The sequence below is a fragment of the Aneurinibacillus soli genome, assembly GCF_002355375.1.
GTDB classification, from domain to species: Bacteria; Bacillota; Bacilli; order Aneurinibacillales; family Aneurinibacillaceae; genus Aneurinibacillus; species Aneurinibacillus soli.
Genome location: NZ_AP017312.1, coordinates 410,793 through 436,238 on the forward strand (window position 1 = coordinate 410,793; position 25,446 = coordinate 436,238).

19 protein-coding genes and 1 pseudogene are annotated in these 25,446 nt (G+C 40.9%); 10 read left to right on the forward strand and 10 right to left on the reverse strand.

Annotated features, from left to right (window positions below; all coding sequences use genetic code 11):
• Window positions 1–50 precede the first annotated feature (50 nt).
• Entirely contained in the window at window positions 51–1,766 is a 1,716-nt protein-coding gene (locus tag CB4_RS02165) for a methyl-accepting chemotaxis protein (RefSeq protein ID WP_096463381.1), read from the forward strand.
• Between the two features lie 68 nt (window positions 1,767–1,834).
• Here the strand turns inward: CB4_RS02165 and CB4_RS02170 are convergent, their stop codons facing one another.
• Entirely contained in the window at window positions 1,835–2,761 is a 927-nt protein-coding gene (locus CB4_RS02170) for a DMT family transporter (RefSeq protein WP_096463382.1), read from the reverse strand.
• Between the two features lie 134 nt (window positions 2,762–2,895).
• On the opposite strand from CB4_RS02170, the gene CB4_RS02175 reads away from it, so the two are divergent.
• Window positions 2,896–4,245, forward strand: coding sequence for an aminotransferase-like domain-containing protein (locus CB4_RS02175; protein WP_096463383.1), 1,350 nt, complete (start codon window positions 2,896–2,898; stop codon window positions 4,243–4,245).
• Window positions 4,246–4,353: 108 nt separating this feature from the next.
• Here CB4_RS02175 and CB4_RS02180 read toward each other — a convergent pair whose 3' ends face one another.
• The 4 genes from CB4_RS02180 to CB4_RS02195 form a co-directional block, all read right to left on the reverse strand.
• The gene (locus CB4_RS02180; RefSeq protein WP_096463384.1) at window positions 4,354–4,746 is read right to left on the reverse strand and encodes an NINE protein; all 393 of its coding nucleotides are present in this window, start codon (window positions 4,744–4,746) and stop codon (window positions 4,354–4,356) included.
• 6 nt (window positions 4,747–4,752) lie between these two features.
• Window positions 4,753–5,097, reverse strand: coding sequence for a TM2 domain-containing protein (locus CB4_RS02185; protein WP_096463385.1), 345 nt, complete (start codon window positions 5,095–5,097; stop codon window positions 4,753–4,755).
• A 133-nt stretch (window positions 5,098–5,230) separates the two neighbouring features.
• Window positions 5,231–5,920: a CidB/LrgB family autolysis modulator gene (locus CB4_RS02190; RefSeq protein ID WP_373681361.1), complete on the reverse strand. Its 690-nt coding sequence runs from the start codon at window positions 5,918–5,920 to the stop codon at window positions 5,231–5,233.
• Window positions 5,917–6,288 (reverse strand): CidA/LrgA family protein, encoded by a 372-nt coding sequence (locus tag CB4_RS02195; protein ID WP_096463386.1) that lies wholly within the window; start codon window positions 6,286–6,288, stop codon window positions 5,917–5,919. The genes CB4_RS02190 and CB4_RS02195 overlap by 4 nt, the downstream gene beginning before the upstream one ends.
• Window positions 6,289–6,399: 111 nt before the next feature.
• On the opposite strand from CB4_RS02195, the gene cidR reads away from it, so the two are divergent.
• Window positions 6,400–7,281, forward strand: coding sequence for a cidABC operon transcriptional activator CidR (cidR, locus tag CB4_RS02200; protein ID WP_096463387.1), 882 nt, complete (start codon window positions 6,400–6,402; stop codon window positions 7,279–7,281).
• 86 nt (window positions 7,282–7,367) lie between these two features.
• Here cidR and CB4_RS02205 read toward each other — a convergent pair whose 3' ends face one another.
• The 3 genes from CB4_RS02205 to CB4_RS02215 all read right to left on the reverse strand — a co-directional run bounded on the left by CB4_RS02205 (window position 7,368) and on the right by CB4_RS02215 (window position 9,892).
• The gene (locus CB4_RS02205) at window positions 7,368–7,547 is read right to left on the reverse strand and encodes a small acid-soluble spore protein H (protein WP_096463388.1); all 180 of its coding nucleotides are present in this window, start codon (window positions 7,545–7,547) and stop codon (window positions 7,368–7,370) included.
• 111 nt (window positions 7,548–7,658) lie between these two features.
• A complete protein-coding gene (locus CB4_RS02210; protein ID WP_096463389.1) occupies window positions 7,659–9,038 on the reverse strand; it encodes a sugar phosphate nucleotidyltransferase in 1,380 nt (459 codons plus the stop codon).
• Between the two features lie 23 nt (window positions 9,039–9,061).
• Window positions 9,062–9,892, reverse strand: a complete 831-nt coding sequence (locus CB4_RS02215; RefSeq protein ID WP_172890749.1) for a DUF6492 family protein — start codon at window positions 9,890–9,892, stop codon at window positions 9,062–9,064.
• A gap of 229 nt (window positions 9,893–10,121) precedes the next feature.
• Here CB4_RS02215 and CB4_RS02220 point away from each other — a divergent pair, with 229 nt between their 5' ends.
• From CB4_RS02220 to CB4_RS02230, 3 genes are all read left to right on the forward strand, one after another.
• Window positions 10,122–10,943, forward strand: coding sequence for a methyl-accepting chemotaxis protein (locus tag CB4_RS02220; protein WP_096463390.1), 822 nt, complete (start codon window positions 10,122–10,124; stop codon window positions 10,941–10,943).
• 198 nt (window positions 10,944–11,141) lie between these two features.
• Window positions 11,142–11,834 (forward strand): response regulator transcription factor, encoded by a 693-nt coding sequence (locus tag CB4_RS02225; protein ID WP_096463391.1) that lies wholly within the window; start codon window positions 11,142–11,144, stop codon window positions 11,832–11,834.
• Window positions 11,812–14,043 (forward strand): sensor histidine kinase, encoded by a 2,232-nt coding sequence (locus tag CB4_RS02230; protein WP_096463392.1) that lies wholly within the window; start codon window positions 11,812–11,814, stop codon window positions 14,041–14,043. Before CB4_RS02225 ends, CB4_RS02230 begins: the two co-directional genes overlap by 23 nt.
• A gap of 64 nt (window positions 14,044–14,107) precedes the next feature.
• Here CB4_RS02230 and CB4_RS02235 read toward each other — a convergent pair whose 3' ends face one another.
• Window positions 14,108–15,484 (reverse strand): hypothetical protein, encoded by a 1,377-nt coding sequence (locus CB4_RS02235; RefSeq protein WP_096463393.1) that lies wholly within the window; start codon window positions 15,482–15,484, stop codon window positions 14,108–14,110.
• A gap of 139 nt (window positions 15,485–15,623) precedes the next feature.
• Here CB4_RS02235 and CB4_RS02240 point away from each other — a divergent pair, with 139 nt between their 5' ends.
• Window positions 15,624–18,902: a DEAD/DEAH box helicase gene (locus CB4_RS02240; RefSeq protein WP_096463394.1), complete on the forward strand. Its 3,279-nt coding sequence runs from the start codon at window positions 15,624–15,626 to the stop codon at window positions 18,900–18,902.
• Between the two features lie 165 nt (window positions 18,903–19,067).
• Window positions 19,068–21,719 carry an S-layer homology domain-containing protein gene (locus CB4_RS02245; RefSeq protein ID WP_096463395.1) on the forward strand — a complete coding sequence of 884 codons (2,652 nt, stop codon included), beginning with the start codon at window positions 19,068–19,070 and terminating at the stop codon, window positions 21,717–21,719.
• An 82-nt stretch (window positions 21,720–21,801) separates the two neighbouring features.
• Here CB4_RS02245 and gdhA read toward each other — a convergent pair whose 3' ends face one another.
• Window positions 21,802–23,184, reverse strand: coding sequence for an NADP-specific glutamate dehydrogenase (gene gdhA / locus CB4_RS02250; RefSeq protein ID WP_096463396.1), 1,383 nt, complete (start codon window positions 23,182–23,184; stop codon window positions 21,802–21,804).
• Window positions 23,185–23,386: 202 nt separating this feature from the next.
• Here gdhA and CB4_RS02255 point away from each other — a divergent pair, with 202 nt between their 5' ends.
• Window positions 23,387–24,292 carry a glutamate biosynthesis transcriptional regulator GltC gene (locus CB4_RS02255; protein ID WP_096463397.1) on the forward strand — a complete coding sequence of 302 codons (906 nt, stop codon included), beginning with the start codon at window positions 23,387–23,389 and terminating at the stop codon, window positions 24,290–24,292.
• A gap of 36 nt (window positions 24,293–24,328) precedes the next feature.
• Window positions 24,329–25,435, forward strand: a pseudogene (locus CB4_RS02260) (DEAD/DEAH box helicase); the annotation flags it as partial.
• Window positions 25,436–25,446 lie beyond the last annotated feature (11 nt).

Sequence of the window (25,446 nt, forward strand, 5' to 3'; positions counted from 1 at the left end):
ACCGATTTCTCACTTAGAGTAAAGCATATTTCTAATAAGGGAGAACTTCTATGAACTTCATCAAAAACTCGAAAGTGAGTCAAAAGATTTTTGGATTGATTATTTTAGCAGGAATTTTTCTCGCGGCTGTTGGTTATGCAGGATATTATTCTATTCAACAGTTAAAGATCCATTCGAATGAAACATATAATGACAGACTTATTCCTATGCAACGGTTCAACCAAATTAGCACTAATACGCGTTCTGTTGACGCATATATACTAGAACTAATGATAACTACAGATCCTGCAAAAAACCACGAATTAAAAGATGACATTGAAAGAACATCTAAATCAACAGATGAGTTACTGACTAATTTAAGTCAATCAAAATTAGATGAAACATCAAAGGAAAAACTAGCTTCTCTTCAAGAACAAATAGGAATGTACAGAAGCGGGCGTGAAGAAGCGCTAAAATTAGCTATAGATAATCGAAATGCAGAAGCGTACCAAACGTATTTATCCAAAATGGTTCCTGCTCGTGATAACCTTAATAAAATTTTAAATGATATTGCAATATATAATAAGGATTTAGCTGAAAAGACAAACGAAGAAAGTAATACAAAAAGTACACAAATAATAGACCTTATGATTTTTTTGACCGTAGTATCACTGGTTTTATGCTCTGGTATTGGGATTTTAATTTCTCGAATGATTACTCGTCCTTTGAAAGAAGTACAAGCTCTCATGCAAAAGGCAAAAGAGGGAGATTTAACGGTATACGGTACATATCAATCAAAAGATGAAATTGGAATGTTAACAACTGATTTTAATGATATGATCGTGCAACTACGAGGAATTATTAAACAAGTAAGTGACAACGCTGTAAATTTATCAGCAAGTGCACAGGAACTTTCTGCTGGTAGCGAACAAACATCACAAGCAACTCAACATATCGCTGCTGCAATTCAAGAAGTAGCCGGTGGAGCAGAAACACAGGTAAAAGGTACGGAAGAGAGTGCACGTGCGATAGAGGAAATGGCAATTGGTATAAACAAAATCGCTGAGTCGTCTTCTTTTGCTGCTGAATCTTCAAATGAAGCAATAAAAAATGCGGAGAATGGAAGTCAAATTGTACAAAAAGCGATCGAACAAATGCGTGATATCCACTCTTCTGTAGGCGAATCAGCAGAAACGGTAAAACAATTGGGACTACGTTCGAATGAAATTGGTAAAATCGTTGAGGTGATTACTGGTATTGCAGCTCAAACAAATCTTCTTGCTTTAAACGCAGCGATTGAATCGGCACGTGCGGGTGAGCATGGCCGGGGATTCGCTGTAGTAGCAGATGAAGTGAGAAAGTTAGCTGAGCAATCAAAAGAGTCAGCAGAAAGCATTGCTTTAATCATTGAACAAATCCAAAGTGAAACTTCTACTGCTGTAGCTACAATGGAAAAAGGAACTCAAGATGTAGAAAATGGGGTTAACATTGTACAAAAAGCAGAAGAAGCGTTCGAACACATTGTACAATCTATTGAAAATATCGCTTCTGAAATTCAAGAGGTATCAGCAGCTTCACAACAAATGGCGGCTGGTTCAGAACAAGTGAGTGCCTCTGTGGTAGAGATCGAAAATAGTGCTAAGATATCCCATGAACATTCGCAACGGGTGGCCTCATCTTCAGAGGAGCAGTTAGCTTCTATTGAAGAAGTAACAGCGTCAATACAAGAATTAAGCCAAATGGCGCAAGAGTTGCAACAAATGACCAGCCGATTTATATTACGATAAGATATGTATAGATAATCAAAAGGCTGTACTCTTGTATATAAGAGTGCAGCCTTTGGTATTTTACCCGATTATGACCTTACCTTTGCTTTTTTAGGTTCAAGAAGATTGGTACCGACGACTCCTAAAATAATCATGAAGGCCCCGATGAGATGAAAGTATTCCAGCTTTTCTTGCAAAAATATAACCCCTGCAACAATGGTGACAAGAGTGGATAAATTGTTGAACACACTTATCTTGGAGGCTTCTATTTGCGATAACGCATAATTCGACAAAAATGATGTAACGAGAGAAGATAATACACCCAAAAAGAGGATAGATAGTACAAACAATGGATTCGAAAAAGGTGCAAAGAAGAGCGTGAGCGTCCCCTCCGAAACATGACGGATCACAGACATGCCATTGAAGAACAGAAAACCGATCGTTGTCATCATGTACGTTAAATCTATGACACTGAACTTTTGTGACATCTTTCTGGCTAGCACGCTATATCCAGCGAAAGAAAGCGCTGATAATAGGATTAAAATTGTTCCTTTGCTGTTCGTTGTTTCAAGATTGATGCCTTTCATAGCAAAAATATAGGCCACACCGACAACCGATAATAGAGTGAATATCTTTTGCCATTGACTGGTGTATTCTTTCAAGAAATAAGTTGCCAAAACCATCGTGAAGATGGGCACAGTGGCATGAATAATTCCCGCCTCCGAAGAGGAGGTATAGGCCAAGCCGAAAACCTGGAAAGTGAAGAACAATGCTGGGTAGAACAAAGCTAAAGGTAAGATCGACACTATATCTTTGACTTTGATATTCAATCGAATCCATCCAAAAATGATAGGAATCGAAGCTACCACAAACGATACGGTAAAACGATGCGCCAAAGTGTCCACTGGGTTTGTTATCGTCAGTGCTAATTTGACAAAAATAAACGCGAAGCCAATGATGAACGCATTCAATATAGCGGCGAGATAAGCCTTTTTTTGTTGTTTATGTTCGATCATGTATATAACCCCTAAGCATGCATGCAATGCTTTCCATTTACCGGTATAGTTCAATACTAAGGGGAGAATATGTATGATACAATGTGAAAAATAGCCATCTGTACCGGTACAAATTACTTGTGAGGAATCAAAAAATGCATAAATATCTACAATTGTTGAATGATCTGGAGACATTAATCGGGGAACGCCCATACAAAGAAGGAGAGAGGCTTCCTTCCATTCGAACGCTCGCACAGCAGTATCAATGCAGCAAAAGCACTGTCATTCGGGCAATGGATGAACTTGAAAAGCGGCATATGATCTATTCGGTTCCGAAGAGCGGATATTATGTGGTTAAGAGAATGAAAGCCCGTAAGGAAGAAGGATCGCAGGTTATCGATTTTGCGACTTCTGCCCCCGATCCAGATGTTTTTCCTTATTTGGATTTTCAACATTGCATTAATAAGGCAATTGATACGTATAAAAATGATTTGTTTATCTACGGCATGCCTCAAGGCCTCTCTTCTTTGATCCAGGTTGTCCAACAGCAGCTGACTAACTATCAGATCTTCACCAGTGAGCATAATATTTTCATCACATCGGGCGTTCAACAGGCGTTGTCTTTGCTGACGATGATTCCTTTTCCGAATCGAAAGAAGAAAATAGTAATAGAGCAACCTGGATACCATTTATTCATTGAACATCTCGAAACTCACAAATGCCCGGTAATAGGAATAAAGAGAACGGCGGAAGGGATTGATTTGAAAGAATTGGAAATGATCTTTCAAACGGAAGATATCAAATTCTTTTACGCGATTCCAAGATTTCATAATCCGTTAGGTACCTCTTATACGAAAGAGGAGAAAATAAAAATCGTGGAACTGGCCCAAAAATATGATGTTTTTATTGTCGAGGATGACCAGATGGCCGATTTGGAACAGGATAGCAAAGCCGATCCCTTATACGCTTATGATACCTCATCTCGTGTCATTTATCTGAAGAGTTATTCCAAAATTATTTTTCCTGGAATGCGTATCGGGGTGGCAGTCATTCCTGATGCATTGGTTGATGTGTTCAATCGGTATAAGAAACTGCTTGATATTGATAGCTCTATGCTGTCGCAAGGGGCGTTGGAAATCTATCTGAAAAGTGGAATGTTTGAACGACACAAACAAAAAATCCGCTCGGCGTATGCACGTAGGGCAAAGATTATGGCTGATTCATTAACGCAACAATCGGAACGTAGCGGTGAAATTTTTACCTATCACGCTATGAAGCAGCCTTGTATTCATACGCATATTTTGTTGGATAAGAAGGTGTCACTGCCTCAAATGATGGCCAGGCTCAAAAAGCAGTCCATTCTGCTGGACCCGATCGATAAGCATTACTTGTCATTTTTTCCAAAAGAAAAAATAGTAAAGCTGAATGTTTCCAATGTCAAGGAAGAAGACATTGAACGAGGAATCGAGCAACTGATTGAAGAGCTTAAAAGAGTATTTTGTTAGTTGGCAGGGAGATTTTTGAGTGACCAATCGTAAAAGAAGAGGGGCTGCACCACAAGTCTAACTAGACGAATGGGTGACAGCCCCTTACATACTTTTATTTGTAGTACTCTATCTATCACTTTTAATTTTATGAATAATTTCGCATTCAATAGCATCATTTAACTTTTCTACCCTTCGATTAAGGAAAAAGGCATCGATCAAGCCCCATATTATTGAACCGATTATCAGGAGAATAGAAAAGGGAAATAAGAAATTATTAAAACTAGTACGAGCAGTAGGTCCTGATAGAAGAAGAAGCATGAAGATAGGAAAAGTACTGGTGAGAAACATTGCGCTTGCAGAACCGTAATTTTCTGTATAAAAACGATGAGCACCAAAAAAGGAAAGACCAGCCCATAATCCCCATGCTGCTGCTTTACTTTTTCTCCTTTTTAGCATCTCTGATTCAAGAATGTATAGTTCTTCTAATGTTAAGTCCTTCTTTGAAAAAGTGTTATTCATGAAATATCACCGATTAACATTAGGGATAGCTCTCGGGTTAGAATTTTGTTTTGCGTTTTTAACTAATTTTATTTCTGCTAGAATTTCGTTTTCAATTTTTTTATTTGTCTCTCTGACCATACTACTGATCAAGAATAAATCAATAAATGACCAGACTCCTAATCCTCCAAATGTTAGCAGCATTGCGACTCCTGTGCCGAATTTCCCTAAATAGAATCGATGTCCACCAAGATATGAAGTGAATAACCAGAGTAACCAAGTTATACCGCTTGATTTTTGCTTTATCATCATTTCTGAATTTAATAATTGCAGTTCTTCAGTTGTTAGTCCTTGCTTGTTTAAAATAGACATACATTCACTCCCTAATAATAGTATATATATGTAAACATTATACAATATATTTTCATTTTTCACTCTACTTTTATTAAATTTTACAATATTATTGGGAGTTATTTTCTATATTTTATTATGCTGGTGATCGAAGTTAAAAAATCACCAGCATAATAGACATCAACCATGGTGTTACACAAAGCGTAATGAGTGCAGCGATGATCATGGATAAGCTGGAAATCGTCCCTGCAATGGAGCTAAATTCAAATGCTTTAGACGTACCTGCGCCATGTGCAGCCGTACCAAGAAGTGCACCCTGGGCAATGGCATTCTCAATGCGTAATAATCGGATAAGAACAGGGCCAATGACGGCACCTAACAGTCCGGTCATAATAACGAATACAGCTGTAATCGTAGGGACACCACCAATACTTGTGGAAACCCCCATGGCAATCGGTGTCGTAACCGAACGAGGAATGAGGCTGTTCACAATTTGTGTATTTAAATGTAACCCTTCGGCAATCAACATCGATGATATAATGGCTACAACAGAGCCAGACAGCACGCTGACAATAATTTCGGTCGCGTGCTTTTTTAATAGGTTGAAGTATTTATAGAGTGGCACAGCGAATGCAATGGTTGCCGGTTGAAGCATATCGCTTAGCCATTTCGCGCCTGTATTGTATGAGTCATACGAGATATGAGTCCAAAGTAAAAAAGCGATAATGAGTAATGGTGTAATGAGAAGTGGAGACAAGTACACTTTTGGTTTATGTTGATAACACCATTTTGCTCCTACATAGAGCATAATCGTAAGAATGAAGCTAAAAAACGCGAGCATCATGAAAGCTTCTGCTCCTTTCGTTCCGTAATTTTTTTTGCTACGAGTCCGGTACAGGCCATGACTGTGATTGTACTAAGAACGATGGCACAGATCACACGCACTCCATCATCGACTAAAAGATGCGGGTATTTCATAATCCCGACAGCCGATGGAACAAAAAATAACAACAGCTCTGCCAGCAGCCATTTTGCGCCTAGCTCAATCCATTCCAGACGAATAATTTTAGTTTGCAGCAGAATAAAAACAACCCCAATACCTAAAATACTACCAGGGATTTTTAAATGAAATACATCGACCAGCTTGTTCATAATAAGCGAAAACATACATAAAAGAATAATCTGTCCGGTGCCTTTGATTATGGTTGCCACTTTCACTCGCTCCTCTCAGTGAAAAGTGTACATCATCCATTTTCATAGGTAAAATGCATATATAGAATGTGTATCATTCCTTTTATCTATAGTTAGCAGAGGGGATATGAAATGGATATACGGCATTTGCAATATTTCTTGAAAGTGGCGCAGCTTAAAAGTTTTACGAAAGCTGCCCAAGCCTTATATATCACGCAACCAACGATTAGTAAAATGATTAAAAGTATTGAGGAAGAGCTGGGGGTTGTGCTGTTTAACCGTTTAGGCAAACAGGTGGAATTAACAGATGCGGGGCAAGTTATGTTTATTCAAGCGCAGGATATTGTACATTCCTTTCAAAATTTGTCGTTTGAGCTAGATGATCTCATGAATATAAAAAAGGGGAATATTCGTATTGGATTGCCTCCGATGATTGGGTCAAGCTTTTTTCCTAAAGTGCTTGGAAAGTTCCGTGAGCAGTATCCAGATGTTACAATTCAGCTGGTGGAAGACGGGGCGAAGAAAGTAGAAGCAGATGTTGAAAATGGTGGATTAGATATTGGGGTTGTGTTATCCCCGACGAATGAGGAGCTCTTTCATTCGTTTTCGCTTGTAAAAGAAAAACTGATGCTGCTTGTTCATCCGTCCCATTCACTGGCAAACAGAGAGATGGTATGCCTACCTGAGTTAGCACAGGAATCGTTTGTTTTTTTTCGTGAGGATTTTGCGCTTCATGATCGGATCATTGCTGAGTGCGTGCAGGCAGGGTTTCAGCCGCATGTGACCTATGAAAGTTCACAATGGGATTTTATTAGTGAGATGGTGGCAGCCAATCTGGGCATCGCGTTTCTTCCAGAGCCGATTTGCCGGGAACTTGATGCGGAGCGTATTCGGGTGCTTCCGCTTATTGAACCGATTATTCCATGGCATTTGATCATGATTTGGCGAAAAGATCGCTATCTTTCGTTTGCGGCACGAGAATGGATTCGATTTACGCAGGATCTTTTTGTGTAAGTTTTTGGTATGAATGTTCGCGAAAGGCCTGATATCTTCCTAATAGAGGAATATGTCAGGCCTTCATACGGTTATATCCGTTTCCTTTACTGTTCTACCAGGCTGTTTACCGACACGTGTTGTTCATTCTCTGGTTGACCCAGGGGATAAATTCTAGCCGTTTCGTTTTTTTCATCCACAGCTTGAATGTAGATGGGGGTTCCTTGATACGTAACACTAGCCATAACAGGTGAGGCAGCAATTTCTTGAGCACGTTGCTTATTCATTTTTGATATCCTCCTTAATACGTCGTAACAGTTATAATATCTGCTCTAAACGGCGTGAGTATTCTTATGTTATGACAGTCTATAGCTTTATTTCTTGTCTCTTATAGACGCTTATACACGATTATCTCCATTGTTACAATATTTCACTGCTTCCTTCCAGCTCATGGCTAAACGAACGATATCGTCTTCAACAAGTTCAGTCCCGATTTGGACTTCGATAAATTCAAGTGGTGTAATAGCTTTTACCCCATGCTTTGCTCCAAGGGGGATTTGAAGAACATCACCCGTTTTAATAGGATAAAGTTTATTCTCCAGAATAAACTCTCCGGAACCGGAAATAATAATCCAGATTTCTCGTCTTTTATGGTGTAATTGATAGCTTATATTTTTGCCTGGCAATAACTTTATTTTTTTTGTTAGGGTCTCGATTTCTTTTTCTGTCCTTGAGTGGTCCAAAACGCTATATGTTCCCCATCTTTTCTCTTCATACAATGGTCGTTGATGAACAGTAGAAATTATATCTTTAATCCGATTCGCATTTTTTTTGTTGGCAATCAAGATACCATCTGAGCTTGCGGCTACGATAATGTTGGATACATCGATTACGTTAATCGGATAGGAAAGTTCATTGACGATATGGGTATTGATGCAGTCATCTGTCATTTGACCTGAACCAAGGATGTTGCTTTCGAGATGACCTGCTAGTGCATCCCAACTCCCTAGGTCATTCCAGGTTCCATTATAGGGAACTACGACCGAATGATGAATTTTTTCTACAATCTCATGATCAAAGCTTAATTCAGGTAGCTGTTCATATAGAGCAAACATGTCCTCATAAAAAAGTGGCAGGCTTTTTTTCTCCAAGCTAGAAAGCATGAATGTTAGCGGAAAGGCGAAGACGCCGCAATTCCACAGGGCATTCTTTTTAATCAGAGTATGGGCTCTTTTTTGGTCAGGTTTTTCAACGAATTTGGCAACATGGTAGTAATCGATCGAGTCGTTTAGTTTTGGCACAATATAACCAAATTGATTGGAGGGAGATGTAGGATTCGTTCCGATAAGGGCAAGATCAGCCTTGGATTGGGAAAGGATGTCTGGAAGTTTGTGTAATAGGTTAAAAAAAGCAGCCTCAGCGAGTAAATCGACTGGGATAACACAAATTATTTCATCTGAAGCTGTATGAATTTTTGAGTGAAGATAGGTGATAGCTAGAGCAATAGCAGTGAATGTGCCCTTTTTATAAGGTTCACTGATGATCGGGATATGATCACCAATATGATTTCTCATGATTTCAAATTGGCTTTGATGCGTAACAATATACGTAGATGAAAGCAATCCAGCTGAATCCAATTGTCTGCAAATCCTTTGTATCATCGATTCCCTGCCGCCGTCTTCTGTTTGTAGCAACTTAAGAAATATTTTCGAACGAATTTCATTTGATAGCGGCCAAAGCCTTTTTCCAGAACCACCAGCTAATAAAATAATTTTCAAAGAAATTCCCCCTGGTGTTAGAATCAACGGTGTTTTTTTATTGTCTGGCTTCTTTTGAAATACCACTTTCGTGCGTGTAAGGATATGGATCTGTATTTTTTTGCTAGTCTACTTGTGTTTAATCTCGTTAAATTTGTTACATTTCTTTGTAGGCTTCGGTTCAAAGTCTTCTTTATAACAAATTGTCCAGGGTAATTGGCGTATATGAAATTCCCGTACGTTTCAAATTCGGAGAAGGTTATTTGCTTGGATTTATTAATGCTTCGTATGATCGCTGAGTACCAGCTTGTATTGTGTTTAGCTGCAATGGTTCTTTTTAGTTTTTTAACTTTTGACTTCTCAAAGAGCATATAATGGGCAACAAAATACGTGGGTGCGGTAGCCCTTTTCCCCATCAGTTTTTTGTACGTTCTAAAATATTCTGCACGGCTCCAATTTCTGCAATAGAATACGGTCTTTTGATTTTGTCTAAATCTATGCGGGCGAATCAACACCGTATCGGCATCAATAACGAGATAGAATTTCTGGGAGCATAATGAGTCGCCGCTTAGTTTTAGTAGTTGTTGAAAAAGCCAACCTGAACGATCCCATTTATTTGTACGATATTTAATATCTTTTTTTGTGATGGGCAAGACAGAGTTTTCGTTGATAAATTTGCAGCGTTTTTGCCTGCATAATTTTTTGATTTTTTCACTTGGAGGGGCAACAATGAGTATGTTTTCGATCGGGTGTTTTACATTTTTTCGGACGCCGTCAATTACGAAGGGGAGGACTTTCAAGTCTTTCTCAATAACAGGGATTAAGACATCAATTTTTGTCTTGCTGGTTAATTGACGATTAGTTTTCTGCATCATTTTTTACCTCCTCTTACAAGTATCTGAGCTATGATATGTCAGGGGAGGAGGAGGGAATTGTGCTAACGCCGAGAATAAGAAAAATGTGTCCTTATGAATTACATATGAAGCATACCGCTCATAATTAATAAAAACAATTCGTGCAAATGATTATTTCAGATTATACCGATAATTTTGTTATAACTACTTATATAACTATAAAATTGATGATGTGAGGGTTAAATAGTCTATGAATCAACTTGAGATGATTTTAGAAGCAGCACCGATTCTTTCAAAATTGCTTTATGAAGCTGATATCATGATCGCAATAACGGACAGGGAAAAATTTGTTTATTATTCAAAGTCGAAGACGCTGGATGCTCAAGTGAAAATTGGACAACCTGTGCTAGACTACGATGCTCTTGGTTTAGCAAGAGACACCGGAAAAGTCGCAGTTGTAGTCGCTCCTCCGGAATATGGACATCCGTTTCGGTCTGTTGGAATTCCCCTCTTTGATAATCAGAAAATAGTCGGGATGATGGGAATTGGAGCGAGTTTAGAGCAGGAATTTGCGTTAGGAAGCTTGGCAGAAACATTGTCTGCATCACTCCAGCAGATTGCTGCGAGTGTAAATGAAGTAAATTCGATGGCTCAGAAATTGGCTACTACACAAGAAAACATGAATCATACCGCAGAACAAACGAAAAAGAATACAGATGAATCAGGAAAAATTGTTGATGTTATTCGTAACGTATCCAAGCAGACTAATCTTCTTGGATTAAATGCGGGTATTATTGCGGCCAAAGCACAGAATGAAGAAGGAAGAAGTTTTCAAGTCGTAGCCAAAGAGGTACGCAACCTCTCTACAAATACCAGTGAGGCGATTGGCCAGATCGAAGAGATTTTAGAGCAGATGAAAAAGTCATCGACTGAACTTCAGCAATTATCACAAAGTATGACGCCTATTATTACATCACAAGCATCCGCTACAACAGAAATTAATGTAGCTCTTGAGCAATTAAATATAGTGGCTCAACAAGTATTAGAAACAGCACAAAAGCTACAAAAATAAACACAGTAGGATGATAAGATACTCTCTGGTACATACCAGAGGGTATTTTTATTATACGGGGTCTTTCCCAATTCCAAAAAGTTCAAGTTTAAGAAAGTCTTAAGAATTATACTGACTTACTATTAAGAATTACACCTTACAATGTAGAAAATTCCAGAGATTACAGATGTTATAATTTTGGGAGGAGCGTGAAAAAAGATGAATCATTATTCCGTATTAGTTGTCGACGATGAGAAAGAGATTCGAGATGCGATCGAAATTTATTTGAAAAATGAAGGCATGACCGTTATACAAGCACAAGACGGCATCGAAGCTGTTGAGAAGTTGAATGAACAGACGATCCATCTCATTATTTTAGACATTATGATGCCAAAGCTTGATGGGATCACCACGACATGTAAAATACGTGAGGAAAAAAATATCCCCATTATTATTCTGAGTGCAAAAAGTGAAGATATGGATAAAATTTTAGGGCTTCAGGTTGGGGCTGATGACTATGTCACCAAACCATTTAATCCGTTAGAGTTGATTGCTCGGGTGAAATCGCAGCTAAGAAGATATGTGACCCTCGGCACATATGAGGGAAAAGAAACAGTCATCCAAATTAATGGTCTTGCATTGGATACGTCCGCAAAAGAAGTAACGGTAGATGGTGAGGTTGTGAAATTAACGCCGACTGAATATAAAATTGTCGAATTACTCATGACGAATGCCGGGCGTGTATTTTCCATTACGGAAATTTATGAACGGGTTTGGAAAGAACCAGGTTTTAATGCAGAAAATACGGTAGCCGTTCACATTCGTAAGATTCGGGAAAAAATCGAAATCGACCCGAAACAACCAAAATATGTAAAGGTGGTATGGGGAATTGGATATAAAATCGAAAAATAAAATGAGATTTTTCACGTGGATTTTATTATTTACGTTCGGGGTAAGCGGTATCTTTACAGGGATATGTAACGGAAAAGACTATATGGAAAAAGATTATTTTCACACACAACAGTTTGAAGATCAGTTGAATCAATTTGTTGAGTATCTCAAGTTGTTTGAATTCACTCATATAAATAAAGAGGATCTGAAAAAGAAGATTACTGTCACAGCAGAGGAAATTAACGAACACCGTTATCGTTATGGGGATTTATCAACACAAACCTCCAATATAAAAGGCCAATATGGAGAAAAAATTAAAGATGCATTGACAGTACAGAATAAAGAAGTAGCGGATATGTATGTTGCGGAACGAGATAAGAAAATAGCGGATATTACAAACAATTTCAAAAGCGATGACTATGTTCGGGCAAAAATTGTGGAAGAAAAAGAACAACAGATCGATCAATATCTTCAGGAAATCGAAAGTCGTCGTTCAAACTTTATGAATGACAAAGCACTTTTTAGATATTATTTGAAGAATACGACAACAGAAGAAGTATATACGAATGTAGATACAACCGGGGGAAGTGTAGCAGCCGATGCGGCTATAAATGATAAAAGCATGCTATTTATTCAAAACTATCCTTCGGAGAAATATGGTGAGCTTTCCAATAGAGTTCCATCCAGCTTACTTAATTATAATGATGTGGTAACCCCGTTATTAGAAAAAGGTGAAGTAAGCACGTTTGAAGGAAAAATTGGCGTGCCTAACGGAGGTTCTTCGACCAACCCGATTCTAGTAAACTATTATGATTTTCTACAAAAACAAAAAGTCTTCTTTATATACGTCATCAGTAGTATTTTTGCTTTTGTGCTGAGTTTGTATCTGAACAAAAAAAGACCTGTCATTCAGCTTATTCCTACAGAAAAATGGCAGTCCTACTATAACCGTATTCCGCTGGATGTAGCGGGAATGACTTTGGTTTTTACAGGATTCCTGTCATTTCTCTTGTTTGTAGTAGACAACGATTTGTATATACATCAGGATTTATATAAGTATAGTAGTGGTGTGGTGTTCAGGTTAATGGTAGCTGCGTGTCTCGTTTCCCTTACACTTATTCAACGAAAATTTTGGGTAGAGCGAGCAAAAGAGCGGGTGAATATAAAGTCAGACTGGCAAAAGAGTTTACTGTACAGGGCGTATAAGGGGCTACGAGAAGCATTTGCCGTCCAGCGTATGGGTACACAGGTATTCATCCTGTTGTCGGTTGTATTTGCCTGTGGCTTTGGTGCAGTACTCGTCCTTGCAAAGAATGAGCTTATTTTGCTCTATGCTCCGTTATTTATTGTAATAGGGGTTCCTAGTTTTTTTGTAATCATAAAGTGGATCGGATATTTTAATCGTATTGTTATCAATACGAGTGGGTTAGTGCATGGGAATATTGAACCAGACTTGCCTGTAGTGGGAAAATCAACGTTAGCTGTTCTCGCCGGTAATATTAATACATTAAAGCACGGCATAAAAGTATCTCAAAAAGAGCAGGCGAAAAGTGAACGATTAAAAACGGAGCTGATTACAAATGTAAGTCATGATTTGCGTACGCCGCTCACGTCGATTATTACGTACACCGAGCTTCTGAAGACACCGAATTTGGCAGATGAAGAACGGAATACGTATATTGAGATTATTGACCGTAAATCGAAACGATTACAAGTGCTCATTGATGATCTATTTGAAGCATCAAAAATGGCGAGTGGGAACATTGAGCTTGTAAAAGAAAAGGTAGACCTTGTCCAGCTCTTGCAGCAAGCGCTTGCTGAATACAATGAAGCGATTAAAGAATCAACGTTACAAGTTCGTGTTACGCATCCGGATACATCCGTGTATGCCGTTGTTGATGGACAAAAATTATGGCGTGTGTTTGATAACTTGATTGGCAATATGCTTAAGTATTCATTAGAGAACACTCGCGTATATATTTCGGTGAAACCATTACGTGATGAAGTGGTCATTACGTTTAAAAATGTTACCAAATACGAGCTGAGTGAAAACATAGATGAATTGTTTGAACGATTTAAGCGGGGGGATACATCCCGCCATACAGAAGGATCAGGACTTGGACTTGCTATTGCTAAATCGATTATAGATCTTCATGAAGGCAATCTGGATATTGAGGTAGATGGTGATTTATTTAAAGTAACGGTTGTATTGAATATAAAAGAAAGCTAGGAAATAGTATAAAAAATGCTCGCGTTACGAACTTCTAACGCGAGCATTTTATTTATGGGGTGTGTTATGCCCGTTTTGCCATATGGATGGAAAGGTTTTTATACGTATTCGCTTCTTCATTCATTCCTTTTTCTTTATAGAGTTTACTTAGCCAGCGTACGGGACCTAGTTCATCTGGTTTTAACTCCATCTCCCAGGTGAAGGATTCAATTGATTGATCCAGCAGACCGAACTGATAATAGAGCTCGCCTAGCCTTGTAAGCTGGTCTAGATCCTGGGATAAGGATGTGAGCTGCTCGATGTCTTTGACTACGGGAAGACGAGGGCTTGTTGACCGAATCGGCTCTATCCATTCCTTTACCTGAGGAGGCTCAGATTGTGTAAGCAAACAGGTGACTAAGCGACGTACAAGGACTTCTTTTTTTTCGGGCTGGGTGCGATAAAGGCTGCTAATGATTTGATTGATGGCTGGCAGACGTACAATGTAGGAGGGCTCTACATGTTCGATAATTACTTCAATCATCGTAGTATCGTCTAAGGAGAGATCGGAGAAATGAGTAATGAGGAAAGACAATGCTTCCGGGTACTGTTTTAGATAAATCATTTCTTGAACCAGGTGCTGAGATAACGGAGAATAAGTGGTTGAATGTTCACATAAAAATTGCAATGTTTTATAGCGGTCTTCCGGTTTAAGTTGGCGTTCCAACAAATGGGTAAATGCATTATAATCATCAAAGTCATGCTTCACTTCAAACAGATTCATAAATAAAAGGAGCTGTTCAAGGTGACGTGATTGTTTATGTAGCAGTTGATGAAGCTGGCGTTCATAGTTCAGTTCTGTCCGGTTTTGATAATAGAATGATTCCATAAGCAGAGGGGAATCGTCTGCTTTTCGATATTTTTCAAATGCGGGGATTCGAATCATTTCCTGCATGGCTTTTATATTTGGTGAGAAGGTAAGGAGTATTTTTGCAATCTCATAGGCTTTGGCAAGCTGTCCGTTTTGTTTAAAGTGATTAAAAATTCGGCGGATGACACTAACCAGCTGCGATTCTTCCATAAAATTGTCCATATAAGTAGCAGCCAGTGAAATTTCTGTGAGGGAAAGGTGATTCTGTAAGTGAGTAAATACGTCACTTTTTTCAGGAATATGGATTGTGTGATTTTTAGGAAGGAAAGCAGAGAACAGAGGGTGCGAAGCATGAATCGTCATTCCTTGTTGAAATGCTTTATGAAGAAAGGTTTCTTCGTATATGCTTTGCAGACTTCCTCCACCCAGTACATTGTTTTTGAAATAGATTAAATAAAAAACCGAGTCATTCGAATCGATAATCTCCAGCACTTTGCTTTGAAGATAGATCGTGATTCGATCAACTCGGCCTTGAAAGGTTTCTTCATGTGAATGGTTACAACTCCATTTTAGTGTATAGGAATCATTCATGGTTATGCGCCTCCCCTTTTTTATAACTATATCACACCTCATTTTTTTAAAGCAAATGACTGTGTAGTAGCAAGGTTTGTTTTGCTTATAAGTTGGAAAGAGATAGTATAATGGTTCTATTCAATATAGGGGTGAGAACATGAGCGGGGAAACATCGTTTATTACAACACAATTTGTGAAGAAATGGTGCGGGTCCAATGCATTTTATCAGCGCGGACTCTCTTATTATCAGCATGGGCGGGTGACGAAGCTTCACTTTGACTCGCATGAACGTGTTTGGCATGCAGTCGTGATTGGCAGTGACGACTATGATGTAGAGGTTTATATAGAAGACAGCAATATCGATGCCCGGTGTACGTGTCCGGCTTATAATACGAGTTTGTCATGCAAGCATATTGTAGCCGTACTTTTGGAAATCCAGGAAGTACAACTCGGACAGGGAACAAAGCCGGAAACAAAAAAGTCTAAACGACCTATCCGCCATTCAGGAGAAAAAATTGTTGATTTGCATAAATACCAGCAAGCAAATCACTTGCTTACGACCTGGATGAACATGTCGAATCCGGTCGCGGAAGTGAGACAAGCATATGGCAAGCATCCACTTATGATCGAGTATGTATGTAACATTCATACTGCACGAATGCCAGGTAACGGGAAACTGCTTTCGATTGAGTTGCGAGCAGGGATGAAGCGGCCGTATGTGGTGAAAAAAATCGGTGAATTTTTGGAAAGCGTCGCCGAAGGTTCAACTTATACATTCACATCGAATTTCACCTTCGATTCGTCGGAACAGTACGTTTCGGAAGAAGATATGGATGTTTTGCAATTATTGCAAGAAATTCAGGAGAACGAACATTTTTTTCGTTCGCAGATGAGCTACTATGGAAGCAGCGACAGTGAACGATCGTTGCTTATTCCGCCGTTGATTGCGAATCGTTTGTTTTCCAAGCTGCAAGGGAGAGTGGTATCGGTTAACGGGCAGGAGAATGTAATCTTTCAGTCTGATGGGGAAGAACATAAGCTTCCGCTAACATTTCGGCTTGAAAAAGGAGAGTTGGGGGAGTTCGAGCTTGATTTGAACGATTTGACGGAGGTTATGTTTTTTGACTCATATGGCTGGGCCTTGCAAGACGGAATCTTCTATCAATTAACTAATTCTCAAAAAAACATTATGCGCAAGCTTGCCCCGGTACGGAATTCGATGGGGAACAAGTCGGTGCTTGTGTCGCAAAAACAAATGGAATCATTTGTTTCATATGTGATGCCGGGGTTGAAAGAAATTGGCCAGTTGGAGTTGGCAGGGACGATCTCGGAACAAATCATAAGCTTGCCTTTGTGTGTGAAGGTGTTTCTTGATTATGAGGATGAGACAATGCTGGCTAAAGTTGAATATCATTATGGCAACATTGTCATTGATGCATTTCAAGATGAGACGAAGATAGATGGGAAGCAAGATGTCATTTTGATGCGTGAGATGGAAAACGAACAGGAGTTTATGAAGATTTTTGAAAGCACTCCGTTCAAATATAATGGAAAACAATGTTATATCGAAGGGGAAGACGAGATTTATACCTTTTTGTTTACCGTTGTGCCAGGATTGGAGGAAAAAGCAGAGCTGTATATGACAAATGCGGTGCAATCGTTGCTTTTTCCGAAAGACTATATACCTGTTACCCGAATCGATGTAGAGCCAGGCGGGAATTTGCTGGAGATTAGTTTTGATATGGGCGATATTGATCCACAAGAGGTGCAGAATATTTTGCAATCCGTTGTGGAGAAGAAAAGATATTACCGCTTGTCAGATGGTACGTTTGTGTCGCTTGAGGATGGTTCTTTTGATGCGATCAATCAGTTGTTTTCCGAACTTCATATTAGCAAATCACAAGTAAAATCTGGCGTGTTACAGCTTCCGGTGTATCGCAGCTTACAGATTGATGAACTGATTGGCGAGGGAGACAAGTACTCAGCCAAACTTGGGAAGAAGTTTCGCCGTCTTATCCAGGAGCTGAAAAATCCGGATATGATTGATGTGGCTGTGCCAGAAACATTGCAGGCTACGCTGCGGGATTATCAAAATTTTGGCTTCCAGTGGCTCAAAACGCTGGCTCATTATCGTCTGGGTGGGATTCTGGCTGATGATATGGGGCTTGGGAAAACGATACAGACGATTACGTATCTTCTTTCTGAGAAAGCGGACGAAACGAGAAAGACACATACGTCACTTATCGTTGTTCCGGCATCGCTTGTGTACAATTGGAAAAGCGAATTTGAAAAATATGCACCCGATCTAGATGTAGCGGTCGCATATGGTACGCCTGATGAGCGTAGTGCCTGCTTGCGTGAGCGTATGCCGGATGCATTCATTACTTCATACCCGCTTTTGCGGCAAGATATTGAGTTGTATGAAGCGATGGAGTTCGACTCGCTTATTCTTGATGAAGCGCAGGCCATCAAAAATCATACGACGAAAACAGCCAGTGCGGTGAAAACGATTAAGGCAGGCAAACGATTTGCGCTCAGTGGTACGCCAATTGAAAATTCCCTTGATGAGCTGTGGTCCATTTTTGACGCAATTTTGCCTGGGTTTTTCCACAATCATAAATGGTTTAAAAGCCTAGAGAACGATAAAATCGCGCGGATGGTGCGTCCATTCATATTGCGACGTTTAAAGCAGGATGTACTTACGGAGCTGCCGGAAAAAATCGAAACCGTTCATCAATCAGAATTGACGAAAAAACAGAAAGAACTATATGTCGGGTATCTCGAAAAAATCCAGCAGGAAGCAAAAGAATCGCTGGAAACAGACGGATTTCAAAAAAACCGCATGAAAATTCTTGCAGGCTTAACAAGATTGAGACAGTTATGCTGCCATCCATCGCTTTTTCTGGAAAACTATGAAGATGCGTCAGGTAAAATGGAGCAGTTGATGGAAATTGTCGCGAATGCGTTAGAGAATAAGCGAAGGCTGCTCATTTTTTCACAATTTACAAGCATGCTGGCAATCATTCGTCAGGAGATGGATCGCCAAAACATCGGGTACTTCTATCTAGATGGACAAACTCCTTCGAAAGATCGAATGGGAATGACGGAGCGATTTAATCAAGGGGAACATGATATTTTCCTCATCTCGCTAAAAGCGGGTGGAACCGGATTGAATTTAACGGGAGCGGATACCGTTATCCTGTATGACTTGTGGTGGAATCCTGCGGTGGAAGAGCAGGCGGCAGGCCGAGCGCATCGCATTGGACAAAAAAATAGTGTCCAGGTGATGCGGCTGATTGCACGCGGTACGATTGAGGAAAAGATCTATGAATTGCAGCAGAAGAAAAAAGAGTTGATTGAACAAGTGATTCAGCCGGGGGAAACGATGCTGTCAAGTTTATCGGAAGCGGAAATTCGCGATATATTGGGGATATAAACCGGGAATAGAAACAAGAAAGATGCATCGGTATCAAAAGGTGCATCTTTCTTTGTAATCTACGAATTTTGAAACCATAGGTCAGTGTACGTTTCTAGTAAAATCGTTTACAATATGAGGTAACATAAGAAATATTTCTATTGACAAGAGGAGCGAATATCACATATGAATCGCATCAAACGTACAATAGCCCCTTTTACATTGGCAGGTTTGCTAGGGGTTCAAAGTCTGATCGTACCTGTCTTGGCAGAAGCAGCCTCGGTGTCCGGCGGGAAATTCTCGGATGTAGCAAAAAGCCATTGGGCTACTCCATATATCACGAAAATGAGTCTGCGTAATGTAGTAGCGGGTTACGAAGATGGAACATTTAAGCCGGAACAAAAAGTGACACAATTGCAGGCGGTTGCTCTGGCCGTTCGAAATATGGGATTAGCTGACGAAGCAGAAAAATACAAAAATACAGCCATTCCATATACAGTTCCAACATGGGCCAAAGGTTCAGTTGCTCTAGCAATTTCGAAGGGGCTGATTAAACCATCCGAGAAAAACTTTAGTCCGAATGAATACGCATCCCGTGCCTGGATTGCGCAGCTGATGGTAAGGATGGTTGGTAAAGAAAGTGAAGTGGGAAGCTCAGTTGAAACGACCGTATTTACGGATGCGGCAGATGTGCCGGATTGGGCAAAAGAATATGTGAAGACAGCTGCTAGCCTTGGGTTGGTATCTGGTTATCTGGAGAATGGTAAATACTCGTTTAAACCGAATTATGCGGTTACTCGCGCACAAATTGTTTCTGTACTAAGTCAGAGTGAAAAATACATAGACGTAACATCGGACACGACGCAGATTGGATCGGTGGAAAGTATAACAGGCAGTACACTTTCTATCACCAATTCAGCTGGAGCGAAGCAGAGCTACACTCTTACAAATCAGACCAAGTTTTATAAAGACAGCAAGGAAATCACAAGTGCAGTCGTGGACGCAGACAGTCAAGTAATGGTAATCGGGACGAACGGAAAAGCTAACTATGTCGAAGTTCTACAGAATAAGCCGACTAAGCCGCAGTATACAACGGTAAAAGGAACGATTGAAAAAGTATTTAGCGAAGCAAAAACAGTTGTAGTTCGGCTATCGGATGAAAAGCTCCAGACGTATACGATTTCGGATAGTACAGCGATAACATCTGGCTCTGACAAACTACAGGTAAGTCAGCTTGTAAAAGGCGACCAGGTTGAGTTGTCCATAAATGCAGATGGCAAGGTAGTGGAACTGAAGCGAACCAATGTAAGCCAGGAGCAAGCTATGGCGGGCACTGTTTACGATATTGATAAAACAACACAATTGCTTACAATTAAAACGGCAGCTGGCAAGCTGGAAGCCTATCAATATACAGATGCTACGTATATTGAATACAAGAATAAGAGATTTCCTAGTGTAGAAGATTTACTCCCAGGTGATTCTGTGAAACTAGAAGTAAATAATGGGTCCATCACGAAGGTTATTGTGGCTGATTCAACAGCCAACACTGGGGAGACGTCAACGGTTAAAGTAATCAGTGCGGCGGATAAATTTATTGCCCTGCAAAACGATAAGGGAGAAATGCAGGCTTATACAATTGCGCCGTCTGCGACTGTTTCCTTGAATGGAGCCATTGCCCCAACGCTTGCTGATATTAAAGTAGGCGATAAAGTAGAAGTGAAAATCGAAAATAATGTAGTTGTTTCGATTGCGATCAAGAATCGTACCGTACAGGGCAGTAATAGCTTGCTATCTGGTAGTGTGTTTGCCCTTGATACAACGAATCGTGTTCTGTCTCTTAAAGGTAGTAATGGTGAGTTGCGTGCGTATGAAGTGCTTCCTACGGCTCAAGTGTTGCTCAATGGAAATGCTAAAAGTCTTTCAGATATCAAAAAAGATATGACCGTATCGATTCAATTGAATGAAGATAACAAGATTATCTCTATTAATGCAGATAATAGACTTCGTGCGGAAGTAGTTTATGTAGATACGGATAATCGATTATTAACAGTGAAGCTAGAAACAGGCGAGACAAAAGTTTATGTAGTAGACCAAAATGCAGACATTGTGATCTATGATATAAGTGGTGAGACTTTGCGCGATCTTCGAGTAGGCGATAAGATCGCCATGAAGATGGACACAAGTAAAGTAACAGCAATCGATGTGGAAAAATCGTACGTATATCGTGCTACGGATAATAATTCTTCTTATACCACTCGAATTACGGCACAGAATGAACAGGGACGGTCACGTGATCTTATTATAGACAACGGTGTGACTCTTACTATTCCAGGTATTGCATATCCAAAAGTATCCGATGTGAAAAAAGGTGATGTACTGCGCGTCACATACCTGGGTAACACACTGAAATCGGTCGCAGTCGTGCCGAGTATATATGGACAGGTAACACAGGTAACACCAGAAACGAATAAAGTAGTTGTAAAAGATTTAAACGGGGTTACGAATGAGATGACACTTGGATATGGTAGCAGCATTCAGATCGGAGACCGTACGTATACGAATCTGACTTCACTTGTGCCAGGCAATCGGGTGCAGGTGGCAGAATCGGCTAATGGGGCGAAAAGCATCATTGTTCTATCACAAGTAGATACAACCTTTACATCGCTTGATCCATTAGGTGACCGAATTTATACAGCGAAAGGTAGCTATTATTTGCCGGATTCATTATTTAACCGTCAAACACAGCTGCAAACTCTGCTGAACAGTCTACGGAAAAATGATAAGGTTACCTTGTATTTCTTGAATAATGAACTGTACGAGATTGCGAGAAACCAATAGAAAGAATAAGAAAAACTCGCGGACGTTGTGTGCCGCGAGTTTTTTATGTTAACACGATAACAGAGGAGAGTTAGATATACAATTAGATAATGCCTTGTGCCATCATTGCATCGGCAACTTTAAGGAAGCCAGCAATATTCGCACCGACAACGAGATTGCCTGGATGACCGTATTCATCCGCAGCTTTTACGCTGTTGCGGTAAATATTAACCATGATCTGATGCAGCTTCGCGTCAACTTCTTCAAAAGTCCAAGCGAGACGCATGCTATTTTGCGCCATTTCAAGGGCAGAAACCGCTACACCGCCTGCATTAGCAGCCTTAGCCGGTCCGAAGAGTACTTTGTTACTCAGGAACACGTCAATCGCTTCGAGTGTAGATGGCATATTAGCCCCTTCACCGATTGCTTTGACGCCGTTTGCCACGAGCAGTTTTGCGGATGATTCATTGATCTCATTTTGTGTAGCACAAGGAAGAGCAATGTCGCATGGAATTGACCAGATGCCTGCGCAACCTTCAAAGTATTGCGCCTGCGGGTGTTCCTGTACGTATTCATGAATTCGTTTGCGTTCTACTTCCTTCAGACGCTTCACAGTATCGAGGTTGATGCCATTCGGATCATAAATGTAGCCGTTTGAATCGCTGCAGGCTACAACTTTTCCGCCTAATTCTGTTGCTTTCTCAATCGCGTAGATGGAAACATTACCGGAGCCAGATACAACAACGGTGCTGCCTGTAAAGCTGAGTCCTTGATCTTTCAGCATTTCTTGTACGAAGTAGACGGTACCATAGCCTGTTGCTTCCGTACGGGCCAGACTGCCACCATAGCCAAGTCCTTTACCGGTTAATACACCTGCTTCGTAGCCACCGCGAATTTTTTTGTACTGTCCGAATAAGAAGCCGATCTCGCGTCCACCAACGCCGATATCACCTGCTGGTACGTCTGTATCTGGCCCGATATATTTACACAGCTCCGTCATGAAGCTCTGTGTGAAGCGCATGATTTCCATATCGGATTTGCCTTTTGGATCGAAGTCAGAACCACCCTTGCCTCCGCCAATTGGTTGGCCTGTCAGGGAGTTCTTGAAAATTTGTTCAAAGCCGAGGAATTTAATGATGCTTGCGTTAACAGAAGGATGGAAGCGTAAGCCACCTTTATATGGCCCGATTGCACTGTTGAACTGTACACGGAATCCACGGTTGACCTGAACTTTGCCCTGGTCATCTACCCATGGAACACGGAAGGAAATAACGCGCTCTGGTTCGACGATTCGCTCCAGAATGGCAGTGTTCATATATTTTGGATGTTTTGCGAAAACAGGCACAAGGGAATCTAAAATTTCTTTGACTGCCTGATGGAATTCGGTTTCGTGTGGATTACGTTTTTTCACTGTTTCATATACGGCGTTCACATATTCTTTCGCGATTTGTAATGCGTCCTGTTTAACTTCTTGTAACGTAGCCATGGTTTCCTCAATCTCCCCTTTTATACATTACTTTAACTTCCAAGTAGGTTAGTTTATAATTTTTAATTATTCGGATTAAAAAATACAGTTACTTGTTTAATTTTTCCTGAGTTCATTGTATCGCGTGTAAATTAATCTAAACAATATAGATATTAGATAAAAATGATGCCATATTGAGATTGATTAGTGGGGAGGTGACAATGTGGAGCTTCGGCAGATCCAGTATTTTATCGAAGTAGCCAAACGTGAACATGTGACAGAGGCGGCGTATGCGCTGCATGTCGCGCAGTCAGCAGTTAGCCGTCAGATTTTTAATCTGGAAGCGGAACTGGGAGTGAATTTGTTTATTCGAGAAGGGCGGAATGTACGCTTGACGCCAATCGGACGTATGTTTCTCGATCATATGCAGCAAGCCATGAATGTAATTGAGAAAGCAAAACGGGAAGTAGAGGAGTATCTGGACCCGGAACGTGGGATTATTCGGGTCGGATTTCCGAGTAGTCTGGCTGCTTACATGCTTCCGACTGTTATCTCGGCATTCCGGCAGGAACATCCGCATGTAAAGTTCCAGCTACGTCAGGGATCCTATCATTTCCTGATCGATGCGGTGGACAAGGGGGAGGTCGATATTGCGCTGCTCGGTCCGGTGCCCACACAGGAGAAGCGCGTGAAGGGAGATATCCTGTTTCTCGAAAATATTGTGGCACTTCTGCCGTCGAATCATCCGCTGGCCAAAGAATCGTCTGTACAGCTGAGTCAGTTACGGGACGACCCGTTTGTATTGTTTCCGTCAGGGTTTATTCTGCGGGATATTGTTGTCCAGGCTTGCAGTCAATTTGGCTTTAGGCCGGACGTATCGTTTGAAGGTGAGGATATTGATGCCATCAAAGGGTTAGTAGCCGCCGGGCTTGGTGTCACATTAATTCCTGAAATTACGCTTGTGGACAGCATCCCACGTACAACTGTGAAGAAAATGATCAGTGAGGGGAAGGTAACGCGGACTGTTGGTGTTATTATCCCGCGTGACCGTGAATTGCTGCCAACAGAGGAGCTTTTTTATGAGTTTTTAAAGCGGTTCTTTGCTGTATTAAACCGCTTTGAAGGATAGAGGGTATAATGTGGGAAACCACATAGAAACGAGGGACTGGATGTGCACGATTTTCAACAGCTAGGAATTGGATCTTCTTTATATACAAAACTTCAGGAAAACGGAATTACGACTCCGACTCCCATTCAGGAACAGGCGATTCCGGTTCTGCTGCAGGGAAGAGACGTTATCGGAAAAGCACAGACTGGAACAGGTAAGACATTGGCGTTTCTGCTGCCGATTATGGAGAAGATTGATTTATCTATAAATCATATTCAGGCGTTAATCATTACCCCGACGCGTGAGTTAGCACTGCAAGTAACAGCAGAAGCGAAGAAGCTGGCAGATGGATCAGGCATACATGTGCTGGCCGTATACGGTGGCCAGGATGTCGAACGGCAGATGAAACAGCTGGAAGGAGATGTGCATATCGTCATCGGAACGCCAGGGCGTCTGCTTGATCATCTGCGAAGAGGCACAATCGAATTATCACACGTAGCCATGCTCGTACTTGATGAGGCTGATCAGATGCTGCATATCGGTTTTTTGCCCGAGGTGCAGGATATTATCAGCGAGACGCCAGATGAACGCCAGACGATGCTGTTCTCAGCTACGATGACACAGGCGGTACGCATGCTGGCGAAACGGTATACGAGAGAGGCATATGACATTCGCGTAAAAGAGGCAGAGATTACGGTTTCGGATATTCAGCAGCTGCTTGTGGAGACAACGGACCGGGCGAAGCAGGATACGTTGTGTCGCCTTATTAATGAGCAACGTCCATTTCTGGCGATGATTTTCTGCCGGACTAAACGGCGGGTTAGCAAGCTGAATGAGGCCCTTCAGGCGAGAGGATATAGCGTAGATGAATTACATGGTGATTTGTCGCAGGCAAAGAGAGAGCAAGTGATGCAGCGCTTCCGCGAGGGACAAATTCATCTGCTAATAGCAACCGATGTGGCTGCACGAGGGCTGGATGTAGACGGGGTGACGCATGTGTTTAATTATGATATTCCTCATGATGTGGAGAGCTATGTACATCGGATTGGACGTACTGGGCGGGCAGGCGAGGTGGGACGTGCTATTACCCTTGCTGCACCGAAGGATCGACCTTATGTGGCGATGATTGAGAAGGGGATTCGGATGACGCTTTCAAGGCAGGCAGGAAAGCAAAA